The sequence below is a fragment of the Pseudomonas sp. NEEL19 genome (genome assembly GCF_028751975.1).
GTDB classification, from domain to species: Bacteria; Pseudomonadota; Gammaproteobacteria; order Pseudomonadales; family Pseudomonadaceae; genus Aquipseudomonas; species Aquipseudomonas juntendi.
This window is the reverse complement of the sequence record NZ_CP081491.1, coordinates 23,219-43,618: the sequence shown is the minus strand read 5'-3', so window position 1 is coordinate 43,618 and position 20,400 is coordinate 23,219. Positions and strand designations below refer to the sequence as shown.

Genomic DNA, 20,400 nt, shown 5'->3' with positions numbered 1-20,400 from the left:
CACTCATTGCCTACGCCCTGGAGCGCCCCATGACCCAGTCCCAATACCGCCCCGGCCCCGACGCCAATGGCCTGTTCGGCTCGTTCGGCGGCCGCTATGTGGCCGAAACCCTCATGCCACTGGTGCTGGACCTGGCCCGGGAATACGAAGCGGCCAAAGCCGACCCGCAATTCCTCGAAGAGCTGGCCTACTTCCAGCGCGACTACATCGGCCGCCCCAACCCGCTGTACTTCGCCGAGCGCCTGACCGAACACTGCGGCGGCGCAAAGATCTTCTTCAAGCGTGAAGAGCTCAACCACACCGGCGCGCACAAGGTGAACAACTGCATCGGCCAGGTGCTGCTGGCCAAGCGCATGGGCAAGAAACGCCTGATCGCCGAAACCGGCGCCGGCATGCACGGCGTGGCGACCGCTACCGTCGCTGCGCGCTTCGGCCTGCCTTGCGTAATCTACATGGGCGCCACCGATATCGAACGCCAGCAGGCCAACGTGTTCCGCATGAAGCTGCTGGGCGCCGAGATCGTTCCGGTTACCGCGGGCACCGGCACCCTCAAGGACGCCATGAACGAAGCGCTGCGCGACTGGGTGACCAACGTCGACGACACGTTCTACCTGATCGGCACCGTGGCGGGCCCGCACCCATACCCGGCAATGGTCCGCGACTTCCAGTCGATCATCGGCAAGGAAACCCGCGCCCAGTTGCAGGAAAAGGAAGGCCGCCTGCCGGACAGCCTGGTCGCCTGCGTGGGGGGTGGCTCCAACGCCATGGGCCTGTTCCATGAGTTCCTCGAAGAGCCAAGCGTCCAGATCATCGGCGTTGAAGCCGGCGGCCACGGTGTGCACACCGACAAGCATGCGGCCAGCCTGAACGGCGGTGTGCCCGGCGTACTGCACGGCAACCGCACCTATCTGTTGCAGGACGATGACGGCCAGATTACCGACGCTCACTCGATTTCGGCCGGCCTCGACTACCCGGGCATCGGCCCCGAGCATGCCTACCTGCATGAGGTGAAGCGCGTTGAATACGTCAGCATCACCGATGACGAAGCGCTGGATGCGTTCCACGCCACGTGCCGCCTGGAGGGCATCATCCCGGCCCTGGAAAGCGCTCACGCCCTGGCCGAGGCAATCAAGCGCGCCCCGCAGCTGCCCAAGGACCACCTGATGGTGATCTGCCTGTCGGGCCGCGGCGACAAAGACATGCAAACCGTCATGAGCCACATGGCCGCCCAGGAGAAACAGGCATGAGCCGTCTAGAACAACGCTTCGCCGAGTTGAAAGCCGAAGGCCGCTCGGCACTGGTCACCTTCGTTACCGCAGGCGACCCGGGCTATGACGCCTCGCTGCAGATCCTCAAGGGTCTGCCTGCTGCAGGCGCCGATGTGATCGAACTGGGCATGCCATTCACCGACCCGATGGCCGATGGCGTAGCCATCCAGCTCGCTACCCTGCGCGCGTTGGAAGCGGGCCAGAACCTGGTCAAGACCCTGCAGATGGTTCGTGAATTCCGTGTGGACAACCACACCACGCCGATCGTGCTGATGGGCTACTACAACCCGATCCACCGTTTTGGCGTGGAAGCGTTCGTGAATGAAGCCAAGCAGGCTGGCGTCGATGGCCTGATCATCGTCGACCTGCCGCCGGAGCACGATGCAGAACTGGCGACCCCGGCCCAGGCTGCAGGTATCGACTTCATTCGCCTGACCACCCCGACCACCGACGACGCGCGCCTGCCGCGTGTGCTGGCGCGCAGCTCCGGGTTCGTCTACTACGTGTCCGTGGCCGGTGTGACCGGGGCCGGCTCGGCGACCACCGAGCACGTGACCGAAGCCATTGCCCGCCTGCGTCGGCATACCGACCTGCCGATCAGCGTTGGCTTCGGCATTCGCACCCCAGAGCAGGCGGCGAACATCGCCCGGCTGGCCGATGGCGTGGTAGTGGGCTCGGCGCTGGTCGACAAGATTGCCCAGGCCAACACGGCCGAACAGGCGGTGAGCGATGTGTTGAGCCTGTGCTCGGCACTGGCGGAAGGGGTGCGCGGCGCCCGTCGCTGACCGGCGTCGCCTTAATCGCCGGCAAGCCAGATCCCACAGCTACAGCGCCACCCTAAGGCCCTGTGAAACCCTTGTGGGAGCTGGCTTGCCAGCGATGAGCACAACACGAGCACTGAAGGTTCAGCCCCCAAAAACCGACAGGTTCAACGGCCTCACAGCCCCCATCCAGATCGCATGGTCCCGATGGTCCGCCAGTTCATCACCGGTCAGCGGGTGCATGAACACCACCAAACCCTGGCGATGCAGTGCCAACCAAGGCAACACCACCCCCACCACTTCCGGACCGAAAGCCAGCTGGCAGCTCCAGTCCGGGTGCGGGCCCACCGGCTTCTGGTGCATGCGCCCCATGCTCACGGGAAACAGCCGCGCCGCTTCCTCACACAGCGCCCGAGCCTGCTCCAGGGTCGCTGCGTCATAGTAAATGTGGGCGTGGTAACCCTTGATCCTCTGCACGATACCTCCTGGGCCCAAAGCCCGCGTGACTCTGCGCCGAACTCACCCTTACCGGCTTCGCTCGTGCTCCAACCAACCTACGAACCGCTCGATCAACGCGCCCCGGCGTTTGCGCGGCGGCAACACCGCATAATAACCGCGTTCCGAGCGCAGGCTGCCCTCCAGTGGCCGGCAGAGCAAACCCTGCTCGACCAGCCCATCCACCAGGTGCCCCCAGCCAATCGCCACCCCTTGCCCGGCAATCGCCGCCTGTATCAGCAGCGTGTAGTTATCGAACCGCAGTTGCCCGGCTGGCGGTGGGCTGGCCACGCCAAACCCGCGAAACACACCCGCCCAGTCAAACCAGCGGCTGGCCTGCTCACCTTTGAGGTGCAACAACGGCAAGCGCTGCAAAGCCACGGCTGACATGGGTTTGCCATGAATCAGGCGGGGGCTGCACACCGGGAAAACCTCTTCATCGAACAACCAGCGGCTTTCGCCCTGATGAAAGCGCCCATCACCAAACAGCACGGCCACATCGATGTCCGGGCGCAACATGCCCTGGCTGCGCTCACCGGTCACCAGGCTGACATCCACGTGTGGATAAGCCTCGTGAAAGCGCTGCAGGCGCGGCATCAGCCAGAACGCCGCGAACGCGAAGTCGGTGGCCACCTGCAGCACTTCACGCTGGCCGCGCCCACTGACCTGGGCAATACCTTCGTCCATGGCCTGCAACCCTTGGTGCACATGCTCGAACAACAGCTGGCCGGCCTCGGTGAGTTCGATCCCGCGGTACACCCGATCGAACAGGCGTGTGCCCAACTGCGCCTCCAGCCGTTTTACCTGCTGGCTTACCGCAGGCTGGGTGGTGCCCAGCGCCAGGGCCGCCGCAGTGAAGCCACGCAAACGGGCCGCGGCCTCGAACACCCGCAACGTATCCAACGACAGTTCGGCAAAGCGCTCAAACATAAGCTTGGCTAATCCCAGTCATTGCCCGCCATGGGCTTTACCCATGTTATCCACAGTCGCATCTTGATAGGCAAGCGGTTCGCATAACCTTCAACGATGGAAGCCAGCATGACACGCCCGAATATCCTGTTCATCATGGCCGACCAAATGGCCGCACCCCTGCTGCCCATTTATGGGCCTTCACCCATTCAGATGCCGCACCTCAGCCGCCTGGCCGAGCAGGCCGTGGTGTTCGATTCAGCCTACTGCAACAGCCCGCTGTGTGCGCCGTCGCGCTTCACCCTGGTCAGCGGCCAGCTCCCAAGCCGCATCGGTGCCTACGACAATGCTGCCGATTTCCCCGCCGACGTGCCGACCTACGCCCACTACCTGCGCCGCCTGGGCTACCGCACGGCGCTGTCGGGCAAGATGCATTTCTGCGGCCCGGACCAGCTGCATGGTTACGAGGAACGCCTGACCAGCGACATCTACCCGGCCGATTATGGCTGGGCAGTGAACTGGGATGAGCCGGATGTGCGCCCAAGCTGGTACCACAACATGTCCTCGGTACTGCAGGCAGGCCCCTGCGTGCGTACCAACCAGCTGGATTTCGACGAGGAGGTGGTGTTTAAGGCGCGCCAGTACCTCTACGACCACGTGCGCGAGAACGACGGCCGGCCGTTTTGCCTGACCGTGTCGATGACCCACCCACACGATCCATACACCATTCCCAAGCACTACTGGGATCGCTATGAGGGTGTGGATATCCCCATGCCTGGTACCGAATTCAGCCAGGCAGAACTGGACCCGCATTCGCAGCGCCTGCTCAAGGTCTATGACCTGTGGAACAAACCGCTGCCCGTGGACAAGATCCGCGATGCACGCCGGGCCTATTTCGGCGCCTGCAGCTACATCGACGACAACATCGGCAAGCTGTTGCAGACCTTGCAAGAGTGCGACCTGGCCGACGACACCCTGATCGTGTTCTCCGGCGACCACGGCGACATGCTCGGCGAGCGTGGCCTTTGGTACAAGATGCACTGGTTCGAGATGTCGGCGCGGGTGCCACTGCTGGTCCATGCACCGCAGCGCTTTGCCGCCAGCCGTGTCAGCGCCTCGGTATCGACCTGTGACCTGTTACCGACCCTGGTCGAATTGGCGGGCGGAGCTGTGGATAACACCCTGCATCTGGATGGCCGCTCACTGCTTGGCCACCTGCAAGGGCAGGGCGGCCACGACGAAGTGATCGGCGAATACATGGCCGAAGGCACTGTCGGGCCGCTGATGATGATCCGCCGCGGGCCTTACAAATTCGTGTACGGCGAAGACGACCCTTGCCTACTCTATGATCTTGGCCGCGACCCGCACGAGCGGGAGAACCTCGCCAGCAGCCCGGACCACCAGGCACTGCTGCAGGCGTTCGTCGATGAAGCCCGACAGCGTTGGGACATGCCCAGGTTGCGCCAGCAGGTACTGGCCAGCCAGCGCCGTCGCCGCTTGGTGGCCGAAGCGCTGGCTACCGGCAAGCTGCACAGCTGGGACCATCAACCATGGATAGATGCCAGCCAACAGTACATGCGTAACCACATTGATCTCGACGACCTCGAGCGCAAGGCACGTTACCCACAGCCCGCCCCCCTGGATTGAGAAGAGGCCGCCATGCACACGTTTTCCGCCGCCGTACTCACCCTGGCCTTGGGCCTGGGTATCACCCCGGCCCACGCCGCCGACGACGATGCACAATGCAGCACGGTAAAAATGGCCGACCCTGGCTGGAGCGACATAGCCACGACCAACGCCGTGGCCCGGCTGCTACTGGAAAGTCTGGGCTACCAGGTGAAGATCGACAGCCTGGCCGTGCCGATCATCTACGGTGGCCTGAAGGACGGCCGTGTGGATGCCTTCCTTGGCAATTGGATGCCGGCGCACCAGGGCTTTCATGACAAGTTCGTCGCCAATGGGGATGTGCAGCAGTTGTCGCGCAACCTGGAAGGAACCGAGTTCACCTTGGCCGTGCCGGACTACGTCTGGAATGCCGGGGTCAAGGATTTCGCCGACCTGCACAAGCACGCCGACCAGTTCGACAAGAAGCTGTACGGCATCGGTTCCGGCGCACCGGCCAACCTGTCGCTCAAACAGATCATCGACAACAATGAGTTCGACCTTGGCCAGTGGAAACTGGTCGAATCCAGCGAGCAGGCGATGCTGACGCAGGTCGACCGCGCCGTGAAGAAGCAGCAATTCATCACCTTCCTCGGCTGGACGCCACACCCGATGAATGTGAAGCTGAAGATGCACTACCTCACGGGCGGGGAAAAATGGTTCGGCAGCAAAGGCCAGGTGTACACCCTGACGCGCAAGGGTTATCCACAAGCCTGCCCGAATGCGGCGAAGCTGCTGGGCAACCTGAAGTTCACACTGGACATGGAAAACAGCATCATGGCCCAGGTTGTGGACAAGAAGATCAGCTTCGACGACGCGGCCAGGGCTTGGGTCAAGACGCACCCCGAGTTACTGGAAGGGTGGTTGGCCGGGGTCACCACCAAAGCCGATGGCGATGCCTTGGAGGCCGTCAAAGCCAGACTATGAACTCACCAGCAATACACCTAACCTGTGGGAGCGGGCATGCCCGCGAACACCAGCAAAGCCGGTGCCATCTATAGCGGTGGCTTCTTCGCGGGCATGCCCGCTCCCACAGGTCAGGTGCATTAAATCAAGGATTGTGGATAACCCATGCATCGTATCATCCACCTGCTGCCATTCCTCGCCTGGCTCCCGCGCCAATCGGTCCGCAGCCTGCGCCAGGACCTGCTGGTGGGCCTGGGCGGTGCCATCCTCGCGCTCCCGCAGTCCATCGCCTATGCCCTGATCGCCGGCCTGCCTGCCGAATACGGCCTGTACGCCGCCATCGTGCCGGTATTGATCGCGTGCCTGTGGGGTTCGTCCTGGCACCTGATCTGCGGCCCGACCGCGGCCATCTCCATCGTGCTCTACGCCAGCATCAGCCCATTGGCCGTGGCTGGGAGTTCGGACTACATCACGCTGGTGCTGCTGCTCACCTTCCTCGGCGGGGTCTTTCAACTGCTGCTGGGGCTGCTGCGCTTCGGTGCGCTGGTCAATTTCGTCTCGCATTCCGTAGTGCTCGGCTTCACCCTTGGCGCCGCGGTCGTCATTGCCCTGGGGCAATTGCCCAACCTGCTGGGCATGGACCTGCCCAGCCAGGCCACGGCGCTGAAAACCGTACAGGACCTGGCCAACCATGCCGGCGAAATCAATGTGCCATCCTTGCTGTTGGGCCTCGCCACCGTGCTTATCGGTGTGGCGCTCAAACTCTGGCGCCCGCGCTGGCCCAGCCTGTTGATAAGCCTGATCGTGGTGAGCCTGCTGGCCTGGCTGCTGCCGGGCTGGTTTGGCCATGTGCCGAGGGTCGCGGCATTCACCGGCCAGCTTCCACCCTTGAGCCCACTGCCCTTGCTGGACGTGGAGCTGATTCTGCGCCTGCTGCCCAGTGCCGTGGCGGTAGGTATGCTGGGGTTGGTCACCAGCCTGTCGATTGCCCGGTCGTTGTCGGCACGCTCGGAACAGCTGATCGACCCTGATCAGGAAATTCGCGCCCAGGGCGTGTCGAACATCGTTGGCGCGTTCTTCTCGGGTTACCTGTCTGCTGGCTCCTTCACCCGTTCGGGCCTGAGCTACGAAGCAGGTGCCCGCTCCCCCATGGCCGGGGTGTTTTCGGCGCTATGGGTGGCGCTGTTCGCCATCACCGGTGCTGGCTTGATCGCGCAGTTGCCTATCCCCGCCATGGCCGGCAGCATACTGTTGATCTGCTGGGGGCTGGTGGACCGCCAAGCCATCCGCGCGCTGTTCCGGGTCAGCCGTTCGGAGTTCCTGGTAATGGCGCTGACGGCGGCGGCAACCTTGCTGCTGGAGTTGCAGACGGCGATCTATGCCGGGGTGCTGGCGTCGCTGTTCTTCTACCTCAAACGCACATCACGGCCACGGGTGCAGCAAAGCCGCGAAGGTGAAGCGGATGTGCTGCGGGTAGGTGGCTCGATCTTCTTTGGCGCGGCGCACTACCTGCAAGTACGTTTGCAGCTGTGCCAAGGCCCGCATGTGGTGATCGATGCGCGGCAGGTGAATTTCATCGACTACTCGGGTGTAGACATGTTGCACCGCGAGGCACGGCGCTTGCGGCGCCTGGGCGGGAGCCTGACCTTGCACCGGGCCAGGCCGCAGGTGATCGAGGAATTGCAGAAGCTGGAAGGGGCGCAGTTGTGCCCTATCCGATTTGAGGAATGAGGTTGGGTTGAGATTAGGGGCTGCTTTGCAGCCCATCGCGACGCAAGGCCGCTCCCACAAGGGAAGGGTGTACGCCGACCCAACGCGGCCCCGGCAATTTCAGCCCCGAGCCAATTGCCGGCGCAACTCAGCCAACACCGGAGCGGTATCCGGCCGTACACCACGCCAGATAAAGAACGCCTCAGCGGCCTGCTCAGCCAGCATCCCCAACCCATCCAGCACTTTGGCCGCGCCCAGCTTCTGCGCCCACTGGCAAAACGGCGTAGATTCCTTGCCATACATCATGTCGTAGCAAACCGTGTGCCCTGCCTCGACCAAACTGTCGGCAATCGGCGGCAATTCCCCGGCCAAACTGGCTGAAGTGGCGTTGATGATCACATCCACCGGCTCCTGCAACCAGGCAAACCCGCTGGCCACCACCGGCCCCAGTTCATCGAACTCCCGCGCCAGCTGCTCGGCCTTTTCCACGGTACGGTTGGCGATCACCAGCGATTGCGGCCTGTGCGCCAGGATCGGCTCCAGCACGCCACGCACTGCACCGCCGGCACCGAGAACCAAAATGCGCTTGCCCGTCAGCTCGACCCCGGCATTCACCGTCAGGTCACGCACCAGGCCGGCGCCATCGGTGTTGTCACCTTGCAAAGTGCCGTCAGCCAGCTTGCTCAGTGTGTTCACCGCGCCAGCGCGCTGGGCACGCGGGGTCAGGCTGTCGCACAGGCGGTAGGCCTCTTCCTTGAACGGCACGGTGACATTACCGCCGCTGCCTTGCTTGAAGAAGCCGCGTGCGCAGTCGCTGAACTCATCCAGCGGCGCCAGCAGGGTGGCGTATTCCAGGTTTTCGCCGGTCTGCTCGGCGAACAGGCGGTGGATCAGCGGCGACTTGCTGTGGCCGATGGGGTTACCAAAAACGACGTACTGGTCCATGGCGGCTCCTTGGTTATCCACAGGCTTACTGGCCAAGCCAGTCGCGGTCTTGCAGAAAGTAGTCGGTCAGGCGCGCTTCTTCGCTGCCCGGTGCCGGCTTCCAGTCATAGCCCCAGCGCACCTGTGGCGGCAGCGACATGAGAATGGACTCGGTGCGCCCGCCCGACTGCAGGCCGAACAGGGTGCCGCGGTCGTAGACCAGGTTGAACTCCACGTAGCGGCCGCGGCGGTATTCCTGGAACTCACGCTGCTGCGGGGTGTAGGGAGTGTGCTTGCGGCGCTGGACGATCGGCAGGTAGGCGTCGACATAGGCATCGCCAATGGCACGGATGAAGGCGAAGCAAGTGTCGAAGCCCCACTCGTTCAGGTCGTCGAAGAACAGCCCGCCAATGCCACGTGGCTCGCCACGGTGCTTGAGGTGGAAATAGCGGTCGCACCAGGCCTTGTAGCGCGGGTACACATCGGCACCGAACGGCGCACACGCCTGCTCGGCCACGCGGTGCCAGTGAATGCAGTCTTCCTCGACGCCGTAGTATGGGGTCAGGTCGAAACCGCCACCGAACCACCACACCGCCTCTTCGCCTTCCTTCTCGGCAATGAAGAACCGCACATTGGCGTGCGAGGTGGGCACATGCGGGTTGTACGGGTGGATCACCAGCGACACGCCCAAGGCCTCGAAGCCCCGGCCCGCCAGCTCCGGGCGGTGGGCGCTGGCCGACGGCGGCAGGCCGGCGCCGAACACGTGGGAGAAGTTGACCCCGCCTTTCTCGATCAGCTTGCCCTCGCCGATCACCCGCGTACGCCCCCCGCCACCGGCTTCGCGCACCCAGGCATCCTCGACGAAGCGGGCACCGCCGTCTTCGCTTTCGAGGGCAGAGCAGATGCGGTCTTGCAGGTCGAGCAGGTAGGCTTTCACGGCCTCGGTGCGGCTAGTCATCGGGTCACCAGGAACGGGCAGGGAAGAATTCGCCGCGTAGCATAACACCGCCAGCGCGCGCGCCGCAGTTGACGGCGATCAAGCAAAGGCGTCCGATAGAAGGCCTTTCCCGATCCCGACTACAGGAGTACGAGATGGCCAAGCGTATCCAGTTCAGCCAGCATGGCGGCCCCGAAGTGCTGCAGTTTGTGGAATTCGAACCCACCCCGCCGGGGCCCCAGCAGGTGCGCGTGCGCAACCATGCGATCGGCCTGAACTTCATCGACACCTATTTCCGCAGCGGGCTGTATGCACCGCCATCACTGCCTTCGGGGCTGGGCACCGAAGCGGCCGGTGTGGTCGAGGCCGTGGGCGAAGGCGTGACCCGGCTGAAGGTGGGTGACCGCGTGGCCCATGCCGGCGGCCCGCTGGGCGCATACAGCGAGGTTCACACGCTGCCGGAGGCCAACTTGGTCAAGCTGCCCGACACCATCAGCTTCGAGCAGGCAGCGGCGGTGATGCTCAAGGGGTTGACCGTGCAGTACCTGCTGAAGCAAACCTACCAGGTGAAGGCGGGTGACGTGGTCCTGTTCCATGCGGCCGCCGGTGGCGTGGGTTCGCTGGCGTGCCAATGGGCGAAAGCGTTGGGTGCCAAGCTGATCGGCACTGTGAGTTCTGCCGAGAAGGCCGAGCGGGCCAAAGCGCTGGGCGCATGGGCGACCATCGATTACAGCCATGAAGACGTGGCCAAGCGGGTACTGGAGCTGACCGACGGCAAGAAATGCCCGGTGGTGTACGACGGCGTTGGCGCCGATACCTGGCTGACCTCGCTGGACTGCCTGCAACCGCGCGGGCTGATGGTGAGCTTCGGTAATGCCTCGGGTGCGGTCAGCGGGGTGAACCTGGGGATTCTGGCGCAGAAGGGCTCGCTGTATGTGACCCGGCCGACCTTGGCGACCTATGCCAACAATGCCGAAAACACCCAGGCCATGGCCGATGACCTGTTTGCGATGATTGGCAGTGGCAAGCTGGTTGTGGATATCCAGCAAAGGTATCCGCTGAGTGAGGCGGCCAAGGCGCAGGCAGAGCTGTCGGCGCGGCGGACTGTAGGGTCGACAGTACTCATTCCCTGAGCCACACACGTTCCCTGTGGGAGCGGGCATGACCGCGAAGAAGCCACCGCGGTGGATGGCACCGGCTTTGCCGGTGTTCGCGGGCGCGCCCGCTCCCACAGGTACTGCGTCGGCTCTGCAAGCTGCGCTATGGCTGTGAGGGTCGGTTCGTCGGTGGCGGGGTCGACTCGATCCCATCGAGGATTGCCTCGACCACCCCCTCTGCCATTTCAATCGCATGCAGGTTCGACCAGAACATGCCACGGCCCTCTTCGCGCATGTAGTCCAGAGCTTTGTAGCCGGTTTCGTAGGCGCTGCGCAGGTACAGGGCTACGTGGACCAGAGCGTCCTCGGCGGAAATGTTCGGGTTGACGGTGAAGAGTGGGTCATGGCCGGCGTCGCAGCGGCCGAACGGGCGGGTGGAGGTGCAGGGTAGGGGTGGATCTGGAACTATTTTCTTCATCATTAGATCTCTGCTCATGGCCCCACCCAGGCGTTACCACACGAATGGGTGGCAGCTATCCGCAGGGTGGTAAACCGGGTGAGAGATCCAAAACCCAGCAGGCACGAAGCCTCCTGCGAACAGCCGCCATGGACTGCCAAGATCACTCTAAAGCCGGGTTACCACACCCGATCGCCAAGTTATTCGGCGACGGTTGAAGCCTAAGGGCAGAGGTTCCCACTGAGAAGGTGATGGCAGAGGACGCGGGTCGTAGGATATTTCCCAAGCCGCGAGCTGGACAGCCATTTTGGCAACAATCAGAAAACCCTGACTGCAATGGCGCACCAGCATCAAGCGCTGCGCCGCGGGGAGGGTGAGGGGCGCCGCTTGACCATGAATGCTCGGAGGCGTAGCCTTTGCTCCTGAGGTTGTGCTGGTGCGCCGGTTGAGTTTCAAGTTATCCGGGCGAGTACATCCTTACCATTCAGGCCGCTCAAGCGGCCTTTATTTTTTGGGCTTGTTTCTATCCCCTTTAGGGATAATCGAATACAGCTCTGCCTTGGGCTTGCGAGCCGTCAGTTCAAAAATCGCCTCATCAAAAACTTCATTGCCATAGCCATCGTCACGACCAATCGTGCTGCGAAGAGCGGTCATGCGCGTGGCGTTTTTCCAGATTGATGTCGCCGCCAGTGCTGCCTCGATTTGCAAAACCATGTCATCAATGGTGTAGCCATCTCGAATCACCCGGCTCCTGTAGGCATGGCTACCGATGAATACGATGCCCGGATCCTCAAGCAGCGGTAGTTCCTGCGCTTCTTTCTGCCTGTTTATCGCTTCAAATTGATCAGCGGTAAACCTGCCTATTTCCACCGATCTAACCCGGTTGTTGGACGCAAGCTGCTGCAGATTCGCCCTTATCAGATATTCGGCATTTTTGAATAGCGGCATTGCTTCGGATGCTCCCGCCGAATTGCGACGTGAGCAAGCTAGAGGCAGGGGTTCCAGCATGGAAGGTGATGACTTAGGACAGAGACAGTAGGAAGCTTCCCAATTGGCAAGATCGGGCAAATCAGAAATAGGTCTGACGATTAGTGTGGCCGCTTTGCGGCCCTTTCGCGACACAAGGCCGCTCCTACAGGCATAGCGCCAGGGCTGAAAGCTGCGCTGTACTTGTAGGAGCGGCCTTGTGTCGCGAAACGAGGGCGAAGCCCTCGCCAGCGGTATCAACCCGGCCGAACAACCTCACCGGTAGCCAGGTTGCGAATCACGCTCGGATTCTTCCGCCCCCCCAGCGCCCCACCCAGCACCAGGTCCAGCTGGCCATGGAAGTACTGCTCCACCCGCAACCGGGTCTTCGCCGCAGGGCGCCCACCGGGGTTGCACGAGGTGGAAATCAACGGCCCCACCAGCGCGCACAGTTCGCGCACCACTGGGTGGTCACTGACCCGCAGCGCTACGGTGTCATGCTGCCCGGTCACCCACTCCGGCAACAGGTCCTGGTGCGGCACCAGCCAGGTATTGGGCCCCGGCCAGGTGCTGCCCATACGGTCGATCCAGTCCTCGGGGAAATCTTCGAACAAAAAGTCGAACTGGCGGATATTGTCGGCGACCAGGATCAGGCCTTTATCCACAGGCCGCGACTTCAGCGCCAGCAGGCGGTACACCGCGTCCTCGTTCCAGGGGTCGCAGCCCAGGCCCCAGACCGCTTCCGTTGGGTAGGCGATTACTGCGCCCGCCCGGATCTCACGTGCGGCTTGTTGCACACGAAAACTGCTTACCATTGCTGTTACTCCGCCTATGAACTTGCCTGTGCGCAGTGTACTTAGCCCGCGCGGGCAAACCAACGCCCGGCTTCATTGCTGACCCGCCCCTCCAGTTCCAGCTCGGTCAATTGCGCAAGCACTTCGGCCAGTGGCAACTCGCTGCAATGGGCCAGGCTTTCGCTGGTCTGGGGCGCCGCGTGCAGCAAGGCCAGCAGTGGGTGGTCGAACTTGTCCACAACCGCAGGTGGCAGGTTCTGCCAGCCCTGCAGGCTTTCCATGATCTGCTCCACGGTTTCCACCAGCAGCGCGCCGTCGCGAATCAACTGGTGGCAGCCCTTGGCCCCAGGGTGGTGGATGGAGCCCGGAATGGCATACACCTCGCGGCCTTGTTCTGCCGCCAGCCGCGCCGTGATCAGCGAACCACTGGCCAGGCTGGCCTCGACCACCAGCACGCCCAGCGACATGCCACTGATGATGCGGTTACGCCGGGGGAAGTTGCTGGGCTGTGGCCCGGCATCCAGCGGGTACTCGGAAACCAGCGCGCCGCCGCTGTCGATAATCGCCTGGGCAAGCGCGGTGTGCCGCTGTGGATAAAGTTTTTGCAGCCCTGTGCCGAGCACCGCGATCGTCCCCCCACCGGCCTGTATTGCGGCCCGATGAGCGGCGCCGTCGATACCCACTGCCAACCCGCTGGTAATCGTGAAACCGGCCTGTGCCAGGTAACGGGAAAACGCCGCGGCGGTATCGAGGGCTGGCGGTGAAGCGCGCCTGCTTCCCACAATTGCCAGCTGCGGGCGCTCGAGCAGGGCAGGGTCGCCGGCGACAAACAGCAATGGCGGGGCGTCATCGATTTCCCGCAGCAGCGGCGGGTAACCAGGTCCGTCAAACATCAGTAAATACTGGCCCGGCTGCTCTAGCCAGGCCATCGCCGCCAGCGCTCCGTCGCGCACTTCGGCACTGCGCCGCGCGTCGATTGCTGCCTGGGGAATGCCCAACGCGCGCCAGGCGCCGGCGGGTGCGCACAGGGCAGAAGATGCGCTGCCAAACGCCTCCAGCAACGTGCAGAAACGCCGCAGGCCGGTGTCCGGCAAACGGTGCAGACGCAGCCGCGCCTCCAGTTCAGCCGGCGCAACAGGCGACGAATGGTGATTCGACATGGGGATCATCCTTGATCTGAAAAAGGGCCATCGGCGTGGCACAAGCTGTGGATAACTGTGTTGATAACGGTTTGACAACCTGTCTATCGAATAGCCGACAAGCAGCCCCTGAAAACCCTAGACGAGCTTTCACAGGTGCTGAAATCCACGTTTGCCTTTATTATGTGTGCTCAGTTTTCAACCAAACGCACAGTGACTGCCTGACCTTATGGCCATCTTGAACATTCTCGAATTCCCCGACCCGCGCCTGCGCACCATCGCCAAGCCGGTGACGGTGTTCGACGACGCCCTGCGTCAGCTGATCGACGACATGTTTGAAACCATGTACGAAGCCCCCGGCATCGGCCTGGCCGCGACCCAGGTCAACGTGCACCAGCAGGTCGTGGTGATGGACCTCAGCGAAGACCGCAGCGAACCGCGGGTCTTCATCAACCCTACGGTCGAAGAGCTGACCGACGACATGGGCCAGTACCAGGAAGGTTGCCTGTCGGTGCCGGGCTTCTACGAGAACGTCGACCGCCCGCTGCGGGTACGGGTAAAAGCCCAGGACCGCGACGGCAAGCCGTTCGAGCTGGAGTGCGAAGGCTTGCTGGCGGTCTGCGTGCAGCACGAATTCGATCACCTCAACGGCAAGCTGTTCGTCGACTATCTGTCGCAGCTCAAACGCGACCGGATCAAGAAGAAACTGGAAAAGCAGCACCGCCAGCAAGCCTGATCCCCACCTTCCAGAAGGCTTGCTCCGGCAAGCCTTTTTCTTTTTTGAAGCGAGAACTCCATGCGCATCGTCTTTGCAGGCACCCCAGAGTTTGCTGCCGAACACCTCAAGGCCCTGCTCGACAGCCCTTACGAGATCGTGGCCGTCTACACCCAGCCTGACCGCCCTGCCGGCCGTGGCCAGAAGCTGATGCCCAGCGCGGTCAAGGCGCTGGCGGTGGCCCATGGCATCCCGGTACTGCAGCCGCAAACCCTGCGCAACGCCGAGGCGCAAGCGGAACTTGCCGCACTGCAGCCAGACTTGATGGTCGTGGTTGCCTACGGCCTGATTCTGCCGCAGGCGGTGCTGGATATCCCCCGCCTGGGCTGCATCAACAGCCACGCCTCCTTGCTGCCGCGCTGGCGCGGTGCAGCGCCGATCCAGCGTGCCGTGGAAGCCGGCGATACCGAAAGCGGTGTCACCGTGATGCGCATGGAAGCCGGCCTGGATACCGGCCCGATGCTGCTCAAGGTAACCACCCCGATCAGCGCCGAGGACACCGGCGGTAGCCTGCATGACCGCCTTGCGCAAATGGGCCCGCCCGCCGTCGTGCAGGCCATCGCCGGCCTGGCCGACGGGTCGCTGCAAGGCGAGGTGCAAAACGATGCCCTGGCCACTTATGCACACAAGCTGAACAAGGACGAAGCGCGCCTGGACTGGTGCCGCCCGGCCGTCGAACTGGAGCGCCTGATCCGTGCCTTCAACCCTTGGCCGGTGTGCCACAGCACCCTCGATGGCGAGAGCGTGAAGGTGCTGGCAGCCAACGTGGCGGCAGGCAAAGGTGAGCCGGGCGAGATCCTGTCCGCCGGTAAAGATGGCCTGGTGGTTGCCTGTGGTGACCAGGCACTGAGCCTGACCCGCCTGCAACTGCCCGGTGGCAAGGCGCTGAGCTTCAGCGACCTGTTCAACAGCCGCCGCGAGAAGTTCGCCGCCGGCAAGGTACTTGGCCAATGAACCCACGCCTCGCCGCCGCCCGTGCCCTTGCCGCAGTACTCAGCGGCAAGGCTTCATTGAACAGCTCGCTGCCGGCACAACTGGACAAGGTCGATGAGCGCGACCGCGGCCTGACCCAGGACCTGGCGTTCGGCACTGCACGCTGGCAGCCACGGCTCGACCTGCTGGCCGCCCAGCTGCTGCAGAAGCCGTTCAAAGCCGCAGACGCCGATGTGCAGGCGCTGCTGCTGGTCGGCCTGTACCAGCTGTTCTACACCCGTATTCCGGCCCACGCCGCAATTGGCGAGACCGTGGGTTGTGCCGACAAACTGAAGAAACCCTGGGCCAAGGGCCTGCTCAATGCCGTGCTGCGCCGCGCCCAGCGCGAAGGCGAAGCGCTGCTGGCCGGCATGGAGCGCGACCCCGTGGTACGCACCGCCCACCCGCGCTGGCTGCAAAAGGCGCTGAAGGCCTTCTGGCCAGAGCAGTGGGAGGCCATTTGCGCCGCCAACAATGCGCACCCGCCGATGATCTTGCGGGTCAACCGCCGTCATCACAGCCGTGACGCCTACCTGCGCCTGCTGGCCGACGCGGGCGTTGCCGCCAGCCCCTGCCACTACAGCCGCGATGGCATCGTTCTGGCCGAAGCCTGCGACGTACGCGGCCTGCCAGGCTTCGCCGAGGGCTGGGTGAGTGTGCAGGACGAAGCCGCGCAGCTGTCCGCTGACTTGCTGGAGCTGGCCGCCGGCCAACGCGTGCTCGACGCCTGTTGCGCGCCTGGCGGCAAAACCTGCCACCTGCTGGAAGCCGAACCAGGCCTGGCTCACCTGACAGCCATCGACCTTGAGGCCAAGCGCCTGACCCGGGTGCGCGAGAACCTCGACCGCCTGCAGCTCGATGCCGAGCTGATCGCCTGCGACGCCCGCGACACTGCCAGCTGGTGGGACGGCAAACCGTTCCAGCGCATCCTGCTGGACGCCCCCTGCTCGGCCACTGGCGTGATCCGCCGCCACCCGGATATCAAGCTGACCCGCCAGGCCGACGACATTCCGGCCCTGGCCGCGCTGCAAGGTGAACTGCTCGATGCCCTGTGGCCGACACTGGAAGTGGGCGGCATGCTGCTGTATGCCACGTGCTCCAGCCTGCCGACCGAGAACACGCAAGTGATCGAGGCCTTTCTCGCCCGCACCCCCGGCGCGCGGGAGCTGGACCTGGCCACCGAGGCCGGCCTGCGCCAGCCGCACGGCCGCCAGTTGCTGGCTCAGGAAGGCGGCCACGACGGGTTCTACTATGCCAAGCTGATCAAGATCGCCGCCTCGCGCGGGTAAGCACAAAGGGTAGGGAGTAGCGGATGAAAATCATCATCCTCGGCGCAGGGCAAGTGGGCGGTACGCTGGCAGAGCACCTGGCCAGCGAGGCCAACGACATTACCGTGGTCGATACCGACGGCGACCGCCTGCGCGACCTGGGCGACCGCCTGGACATCCGCACCGTGCAAGGCCGCGGCTCGCTGCCGACGGTGCTGCGCCAGGCCGGTGCCGACGACGCCGACATGCTGGTGGCGGTAACCAACAGCGACGAAACCAATATGGTTGCCTGCCAGGTGGCCTATTCGCTGTTCCACACCCCGACCAAGATTGCCCGGGTACGCGAGTCGGCCTACCTGACGCGTGAAGAGCTGTTCGACAATGACCACATCCCGGTCGACGTGCTGATCAGCCCCGAGCAGGTGGTGACCAACTACATCAGGCGCCTGATCGAACACCCAGGGTCGCTGCAGGTGATCGACTTCGCCGAAGGCAAGGCGCAGCTGGTGGCCGTGAAGGCTTACTACGGCGGGCCGCTGGTGGGCCAGCAGCTGCGCCAGATCCGCGCGCACATGCCTAACGTGGATACCCGTGTGGCCGCCATTTTCCGCCGCGACCGGCCAATCACCCCGCGTGGCGACACGGTGATCGAAGCCGATGACGAGGTGTTCTTCATTGCCGCGAAAAAAGACATCCGGGCAGTGATGGGCGAGTTGCGTCGTATCGACCAGACCAACAAGCGCATCGTCATTGCCGGTGGTGGCCAAATTGGCGAGCGCCTGGCCGAAGCCATCGAAAGCCGCTATCAGGTGAAGATCATCGAGATGAGCCCAGCCCGCTGCCGGCACCTGTCCGATACGCTAGACAGCACCGTGGTGTTGCAGGGCAGCGCCTCGGACAGGGACCTGATGCTGGAAGAAAACATCGCCGACGCCGATATCTTCCTGGCCCTGACCAACGATGACGAAGCCAACATCATGTCTTCGCTGCTGGCCAAGCGCCTGGGTGCAGGCAAGGTGATGACCATCATCAACAACCCAGCCTACGTCGACTTGGTGCAGGGGGGTGAGATCGACATTGCCATCAGCCCGCAGCTGGCGACCATCGGCACCCTGCTGGCCCACGTGCGCCGGGGCGACATTGTCAGCGTGCACTCGCTGCGCCGTGGCGCGGCCGAAGCGATCGAGGCGGTGGCCCATGGCGATGCCAAGTCGAGCAAGGTCGTTGGCAAGGCGATAGCGGACATCAACCTGCCACCGGGTACCACGATCGGCGCGATCATCCGTGCCGAAGAGGTCATGATTGCCCACGACAACACCCTGATCGAATCGGGTGACCATGTGATCCTGTTCGTTGTGGATAAAAAGCACATTCGCGATGTGGAGAAGCTGTTCCACGTCGGCTTGAGTTTCTTCTAGGAGCAAAGGGCATGCGCGAGTCGCTGGAGAAGATGCTGGCCAAGGGTGTGGATAACCCGTTGCTGCGTTTCGGGCTGGGCAAGGCCTGGCTGGATGAAGGTAACGGTGCAGAAGCTGCGGTGCACCTGGCGCGCTGTGTAGAGCAGGACCCGAAGTACTCGGCAGCGTGGAAGCTGCTGGGTAAGGCCTGTCAGTTGCAGGGTGACCTGCCAGCGGCGCGCAAGGCCTGGGAGGATGGGATCGTGGCGGCACAGGCCCACGGGGACAAGCAGGCCGAGAAAGAGATGACCGTTTTTCTCAAGAAGCTGAACAAGGCTTGAGATAGCCGGGGCTGCTTTGCAGCCCATCGCAGGCAAGCCAGCGAATGGGGCGCAGAGCGCCCCCAGAGATCTCAATACCAGCGCGGCTCGCCAGCCGGGCGCTTCTTGAAGCGCTTCATGCTCCACATGTACTGGCTCGGGTACTCGCGCACATAACGCTCGACCACCTTGCTCATCGCCGCCGCCGACTCATTCACGTCGGTGCTGTACATCGCTTGCGGCGCAGCTTCGAGAAACACCTTGAAACCCGAGCCATCCGGCAGGCGCAAGGCATGCAGGAACACCCCCACCGCCTTGCCGCCCGCCAGCATGTTCGGTACGAACTTGCTGGTCAGTGCCTGGGTACCGAGAAATGGCACGAACACGCCAGCCGATTCGGCCGGCTCCGGGTCAGCGGGGATGCCCACCTGGCCGCCCCGGCGCACCTCCTTGATCACGCTGAGAATGCCTTCCTTGGTCGAAGGCGCAACGCGGTTGCCCATCTGTACGCGCTGCTCACGCAGCAGGTCATCCACAGCCTTGAGCTTGGGCGGGCGGTAGAAAATGATCGGCTTGCACTGATTGCAATAGAAGTGGTTGAGCACCTCCCAGTTACCCAGGTGGCTGGTGATGCCCACCACGCCCTTGCCAGAGGCCAGGGCTTGCTCCAGCACTTCCAGGCCGTGCACTTCCTTGACCAGTTCCAGCGAGCGCTGTGGCGGCCAGATCCAGGCACAGGCGCTTTCCACAAACGACTTGCCAATGTCCCGCAAGGCTTGGCCAACCAGTTGCTCACGGGCAACCGGGTCCATCTCGGGGAAACACTTGGCCAGGTTGATGCGCACCACGTTGCGTGAACCGTTGGGGATCTTCCACATCAGCCAGCCGATGCCGGCGCCCACGCGCTGTACAGCGCCCCAGGGCAGCTTGGCAAACAGGCGCAGCACCCCGACCATCAGGGCGCCCTTGAACTTTTCCACAGGCGAATTCCTTATTTCAGCAAGGCGCGCATTGTAACCCTTCAACGAATCAGGGCGGCGTAACGATCGCAATCGATGGTGTGGTCCATGACCATGCCGGTGGCTTGCATGAAGGCATAGCAGATGGTCGGGCCGACAAAGGTGAAGCCGGCTTTCTGCAGGGCCTTGCTCATGGCCTTGGCCTCATCGGTGACCGCCGGCACGTCAGCGCGGCCCTGGAAGTGATTGATCTTCGGCGCACCACCCACGAACGACCACAGCCATTCGGCGGGGTTATCCACAGCCAGCCAGGCCTGCGCATTGCGCCGGGCAGCCTTGAGTTTGAGGCGGTTGCGGATGATCCCGGGGTCCTGCATCAGCGCTTCGATGCGTTCGTCGCTGAGGGTGGCCAGTTTGACCGGGTCGAACCCGTGCATCACCTCGCGGTAACGCTCGCGTTTGCGCAAAACGGTGATCCATGAAAGCCCGGCCTGGAACCCTTCGAGCAAAAGCATCTCGAACAGCAACGCCGGATCGCGCTGCGGCGTTCCCCATTCCTGGTCATGGTAGGCCTGGTACAACGGATCGTCGGTACACCAAAAGCAGCGTGGCATAAGGCTCCAATGAGTAGAGGGCGAGGCGAATCAGGTTATACTCCCGCTCTTTACATCCGCATCCCCAGAT

Annotated in this window: 21 protein-coding genes; 11 read left to right on the top strand and 10 right to left on the bottom strand. The window is 63.3% G+C overall.

The features are described from left to right. Positions 1 to 29: 29 nt before the first annotated feature. Positions 30 to 1,247: a tryptophan synthase subunit beta gene (gene trpB, locus K4A76_RS00200; RefSeq protein ID WP_029887973.1), complete on the top strand. Its 1,218-nt coding sequence runs from the start codon at positions 30 to 32 to the stop codon at positions 1,245 to 1,247. Continuing rightward, positions 1,244 to 2,053 carry a tryptophan synthase subunit alpha gene (trpA, locus tag K4A76_RS00195; protein ID WP_054911466.1) on the top strand — a complete coding sequence of 270 codons (810 nt, stop codon included), beginning with the start codon at positions 1,244 to 1,246 and terminating at the stop codon, positions 2,051 to 2,053. The genes trpB and trpA overlap by 4 nt, the downstream gene beginning before the upstream one ends. A 120-nt stretch (positions 2,054 to 2,173) precedes the next feature. On the opposite strand, the gene K4A76_RS00190 is transcribed toward trpA, so the two are convergent. Together K4A76_RS00190 and K4A76_RS00185 are read right to left on the bottom strand one after the other, a co-directional pair. Then, positions 2,174 to 2,506, bottom strand: a complete 333-nt coding sequence (locus K4A76_RS00190; protein ID WP_009682330.1) for a DOPA 4,5-dioxygenase family protein — start codon at positions 2,504 to 2,506, stop codon at positions 2,174 to 2,176. A gap of 48 nt (positions 2,507 to 2,554) precedes the next feature. Further along, positions 2,555 to 3,454 (bottom strand): choline sulfate utilization transcriptional regulator, encoded by a 900-nt coding sequence (locus K4A76_RS00185; RefSeq protein ID WP_009682331.1) that lies wholly within the window; start codon positions 3,452 to 3,454, stop codon positions 2,555 to 2,557. A gap of 108 nt (positions 3,455 to 3,562) precedes the next feature. Between K4A76_RS00185 and betC the strand changes: the two genes are divergently transcribed. The 3 genes from betC to K4A76_RS00170 all read left to right on the top strand — a co-directional run bounded on the left by betC (position 3,563) and on the right by K4A76_RS00170 (position 7,732). Beyond that, complete coding sequence (gene betC / locus K4A76_RS00180; RefSeq protein ID WP_274411301.1) at positions 3,563 to 5,080, top strand: choline-sulfatase; 1,518 nt, start codon at positions 3,563 to 3,565, stop codon at positions 5,078 to 5,080. A gap of 12 nt (positions 5,081 to 5,092) precedes the next feature. Next, positions 5,093 to 6,022 carry a choline ABC transporter substrate-binding protein gene (gene choX / locus K4A76_RS00175; RefSeq protein WP_274411300.1) on the top strand — a complete coding sequence of 310 codons (930 nt, stop codon included), beginning with the start codon at positions 5,093 to 5,095 and terminating at the stop codon, positions 6,020 to 6,022. Between the two features lie 144 nt (positions 6,023 to 6,166). Then, positions 6,167 to 7,732, top strand: a complete 1,566-nt coding sequence (locus tag K4A76_RS00170; protein ID WP_274411299.1) for a SulP family inorganic anion transporter — start codon at positions 6,167 to 6,169, stop codon at positions 7,730 to 7,732. A gap of 99 nt (positions 7,733 to 7,831) precedes the next feature. On the opposite strand, the gene aroE is transcribed toward K4A76_RS00170, so the two are convergent. Then, on the bottom strand, positions 7,832 to 8,656 hold the full coding sequence (gene aroE / locus K4A76_RS00165) for a shikimate dehydrogenase (RefSeq protein ID WP_274411298.1): 825 nt from the start codon (positions 8,654 to 8,656) through the stop codon (positions 7,832 to 7,834). 25 nt (positions 8,657 to 8,681) lie between these two features. Beyond that, the gene (gene hemF, locus K4A76_RS00160; protein ID WP_274411297.1) at positions 8,682 to 9,593 is read right to left on the bottom strand and encodes an oxygen-dependent coproporphyrinogen oxidase; all 912 of its coding nucleotides are present in this window, start codon (positions 9,591 to 9,593) and stop codon (positions 8,682 to 8,684) included. Positions 9,594 to 9,727: 134 nt separating this feature from the next. Here hemF and K4A76_RS00155 point away from each other — a divergent pair, with 134 nt between their 5' ends. Continuing rightward, the gene (locus K4A76_RS00155; RefSeq protein WP_274411296.1) at positions 9,728 to 10,705 is read left to right on the top strand and encodes an NADPH:quinone reductase; all 978 of its coding nucleotides are present in this window, start codon (positions 9,728 to 9,730) and stop codon (positions 10,703 to 10,705) included. Between the two features lie 127 nt (positions 10,706 to 10,832). Here the strand turns inward: K4A76_RS00155 and K4A76_RS00150 are convergent, their stop codons facing one another. From K4A76_RS00150 to dprA, 4 genes are all read right to left on the bottom strand, one after another. Continuing rightward, positions 10,833 to 11,150, bottom strand: coding sequence for a hypothetical protein (locus tag K4A76_RS00150; protein WP_054882072.1), 318 nt, complete (start codon positions 11,148 to 11,150; stop codon positions 10,833 to 10,835). 480 nt (positions 11,151 to 11,630) lie between these two features. Beyond that, a complete protein-coding gene (locus tag K4A76_RS00145) occupies positions 11,631 to 12,074 on the bottom strand; it encodes a hypothetical protein (RefSeq protein ID WP_009682339.1) in 444 nt (147 codons plus the stop codon). Positions 12,075 to 12,349: 275 nt separating this feature from the next. Beyond that, complete coding sequence (locus tag K4A76_RS00140) at positions 12,350 to 12,907, bottom strand: L-threonylcarbamoyladenylate synthase (protein WP_015268440.1); 558 nt, start codon at positions 12,905 to 12,907, stop codon at positions 12,350 to 12,352. Between the two features lie 41 nt (positions 12,908 to 12,948). Further along, positions 12,949 to 14,046 (bottom strand): DNA-processing protein DprA, encoded by a 1,098-nt coding sequence (gene dprA, locus K4A76_RS00135; protein ID WP_274411295.1) that lies wholly within the window; start codon positions 14,044 to 14,046, stop codon positions 12,949 to 12,951. A gap of 208 nt (positions 14,047 to 14,254) precedes the next feature. On the opposite strand from dprA, the gene def reads away from it, so the two are divergent. Genes def through K4A76_RS00110 form a run of 5 tightly spaced genes read left to right on the top strand, consistent with a single transcriptional unit; the run spans position 14,255 to position 18,778 of the window. Continuing rightward, positions 14,255 to 14,761 carry a peptide deformylase gene (gene def, locus K4A76_RS00130; RefSeq protein ID WP_009682343.1) on the top strand — a complete coding sequence of 169 codons (507 nt, stop codon included), beginning with the start codon at positions 14,255 to 14,257 and terminating at the stop codon, positions 14,759 to 14,761. Positions 14,762 to 14,821: 60 nt separating this feature from the next. Beyond that, a complete protein-coding gene (gene fmt / locus K4A76_RS00125) occupies positions 14,822 to 15,754 on the top strand; it encodes a methionyl-tRNA formyltransferase (RefSeq protein ID WP_274411294.1) in 933 nt (310 codons plus the stop codon). Then, on the top strand, positions 15,751 to 17,061 hold the full coding sequence (gene rsmB, locus K4A76_RS00120) for a 16S rRNA (cytosine(967)-C(5))-methyltransferase RsmB (RefSeq protein ID WP_212624611.1): 1,311 nt from the start codon (positions 15,751 to 15,753) through the stop codon (positions 17,059 to 17,061). Before fmt ends, rsmB begins: the two co-directional genes overlap by 4 nt. Before the next feature lie 23 nt (positions 17,062 to 17,084). Continuing rightward, complete coding sequence (gene trkA, locus K4A76_RS00115; protein WP_009682347.1) at positions 17,085 to 18,458, top strand: Trk system potassium transporter TrkA; 1,374 nt, start codon at positions 17,085 to 17,087, stop codon at positions 18,456 to 18,458. An 11-nt stretch (positions 18,459 to 18,469) separates the two neighbouring features. Continuing rightward, the gene (locus K4A76_RS00110; protein ID WP_029888062.1) at positions 18,470 to 18,778 is read left to right on the top strand and encodes a tetratricopeptide repeat protein; all 309 of its coding nucleotides are present in this window, start codon (positions 18,470 to 18,472) and stop codon (positions 18,776 to 18,778) included. A 71-nt stretch (positions 18,779 to 18,849) separates the two neighbouring features. Here the strand turns inward: K4A76_RS00110 and K4A76_RS00105 are convergent, their stop codons facing one another. Further along, complete coding sequence (locus K4A76_RS00105; RefSeq protein ID WP_009684691.1) at positions 18,850 to 19,737, bottom strand: lysophospholipid acyltransferase; 888 nt, start codon at positions 19,735 to 19,737, stop codon at positions 18,850 to 18,852. A 41-nt stretch (positions 19,738 to 19,778) separates the two neighbouring features. Beyond that, complete coding sequence (locus K4A76_RS00100; protein ID WP_274411293.1) at positions 19,779 to 20,330, bottom strand: DNA-3-methyladenine glycosylase I; 552 nt, start codon at positions 20,328 to 20,330, stop codon at positions 19,779 to 19,781. Positions 20,331 to 20,400 lie beyond the last annotated feature (70 nt).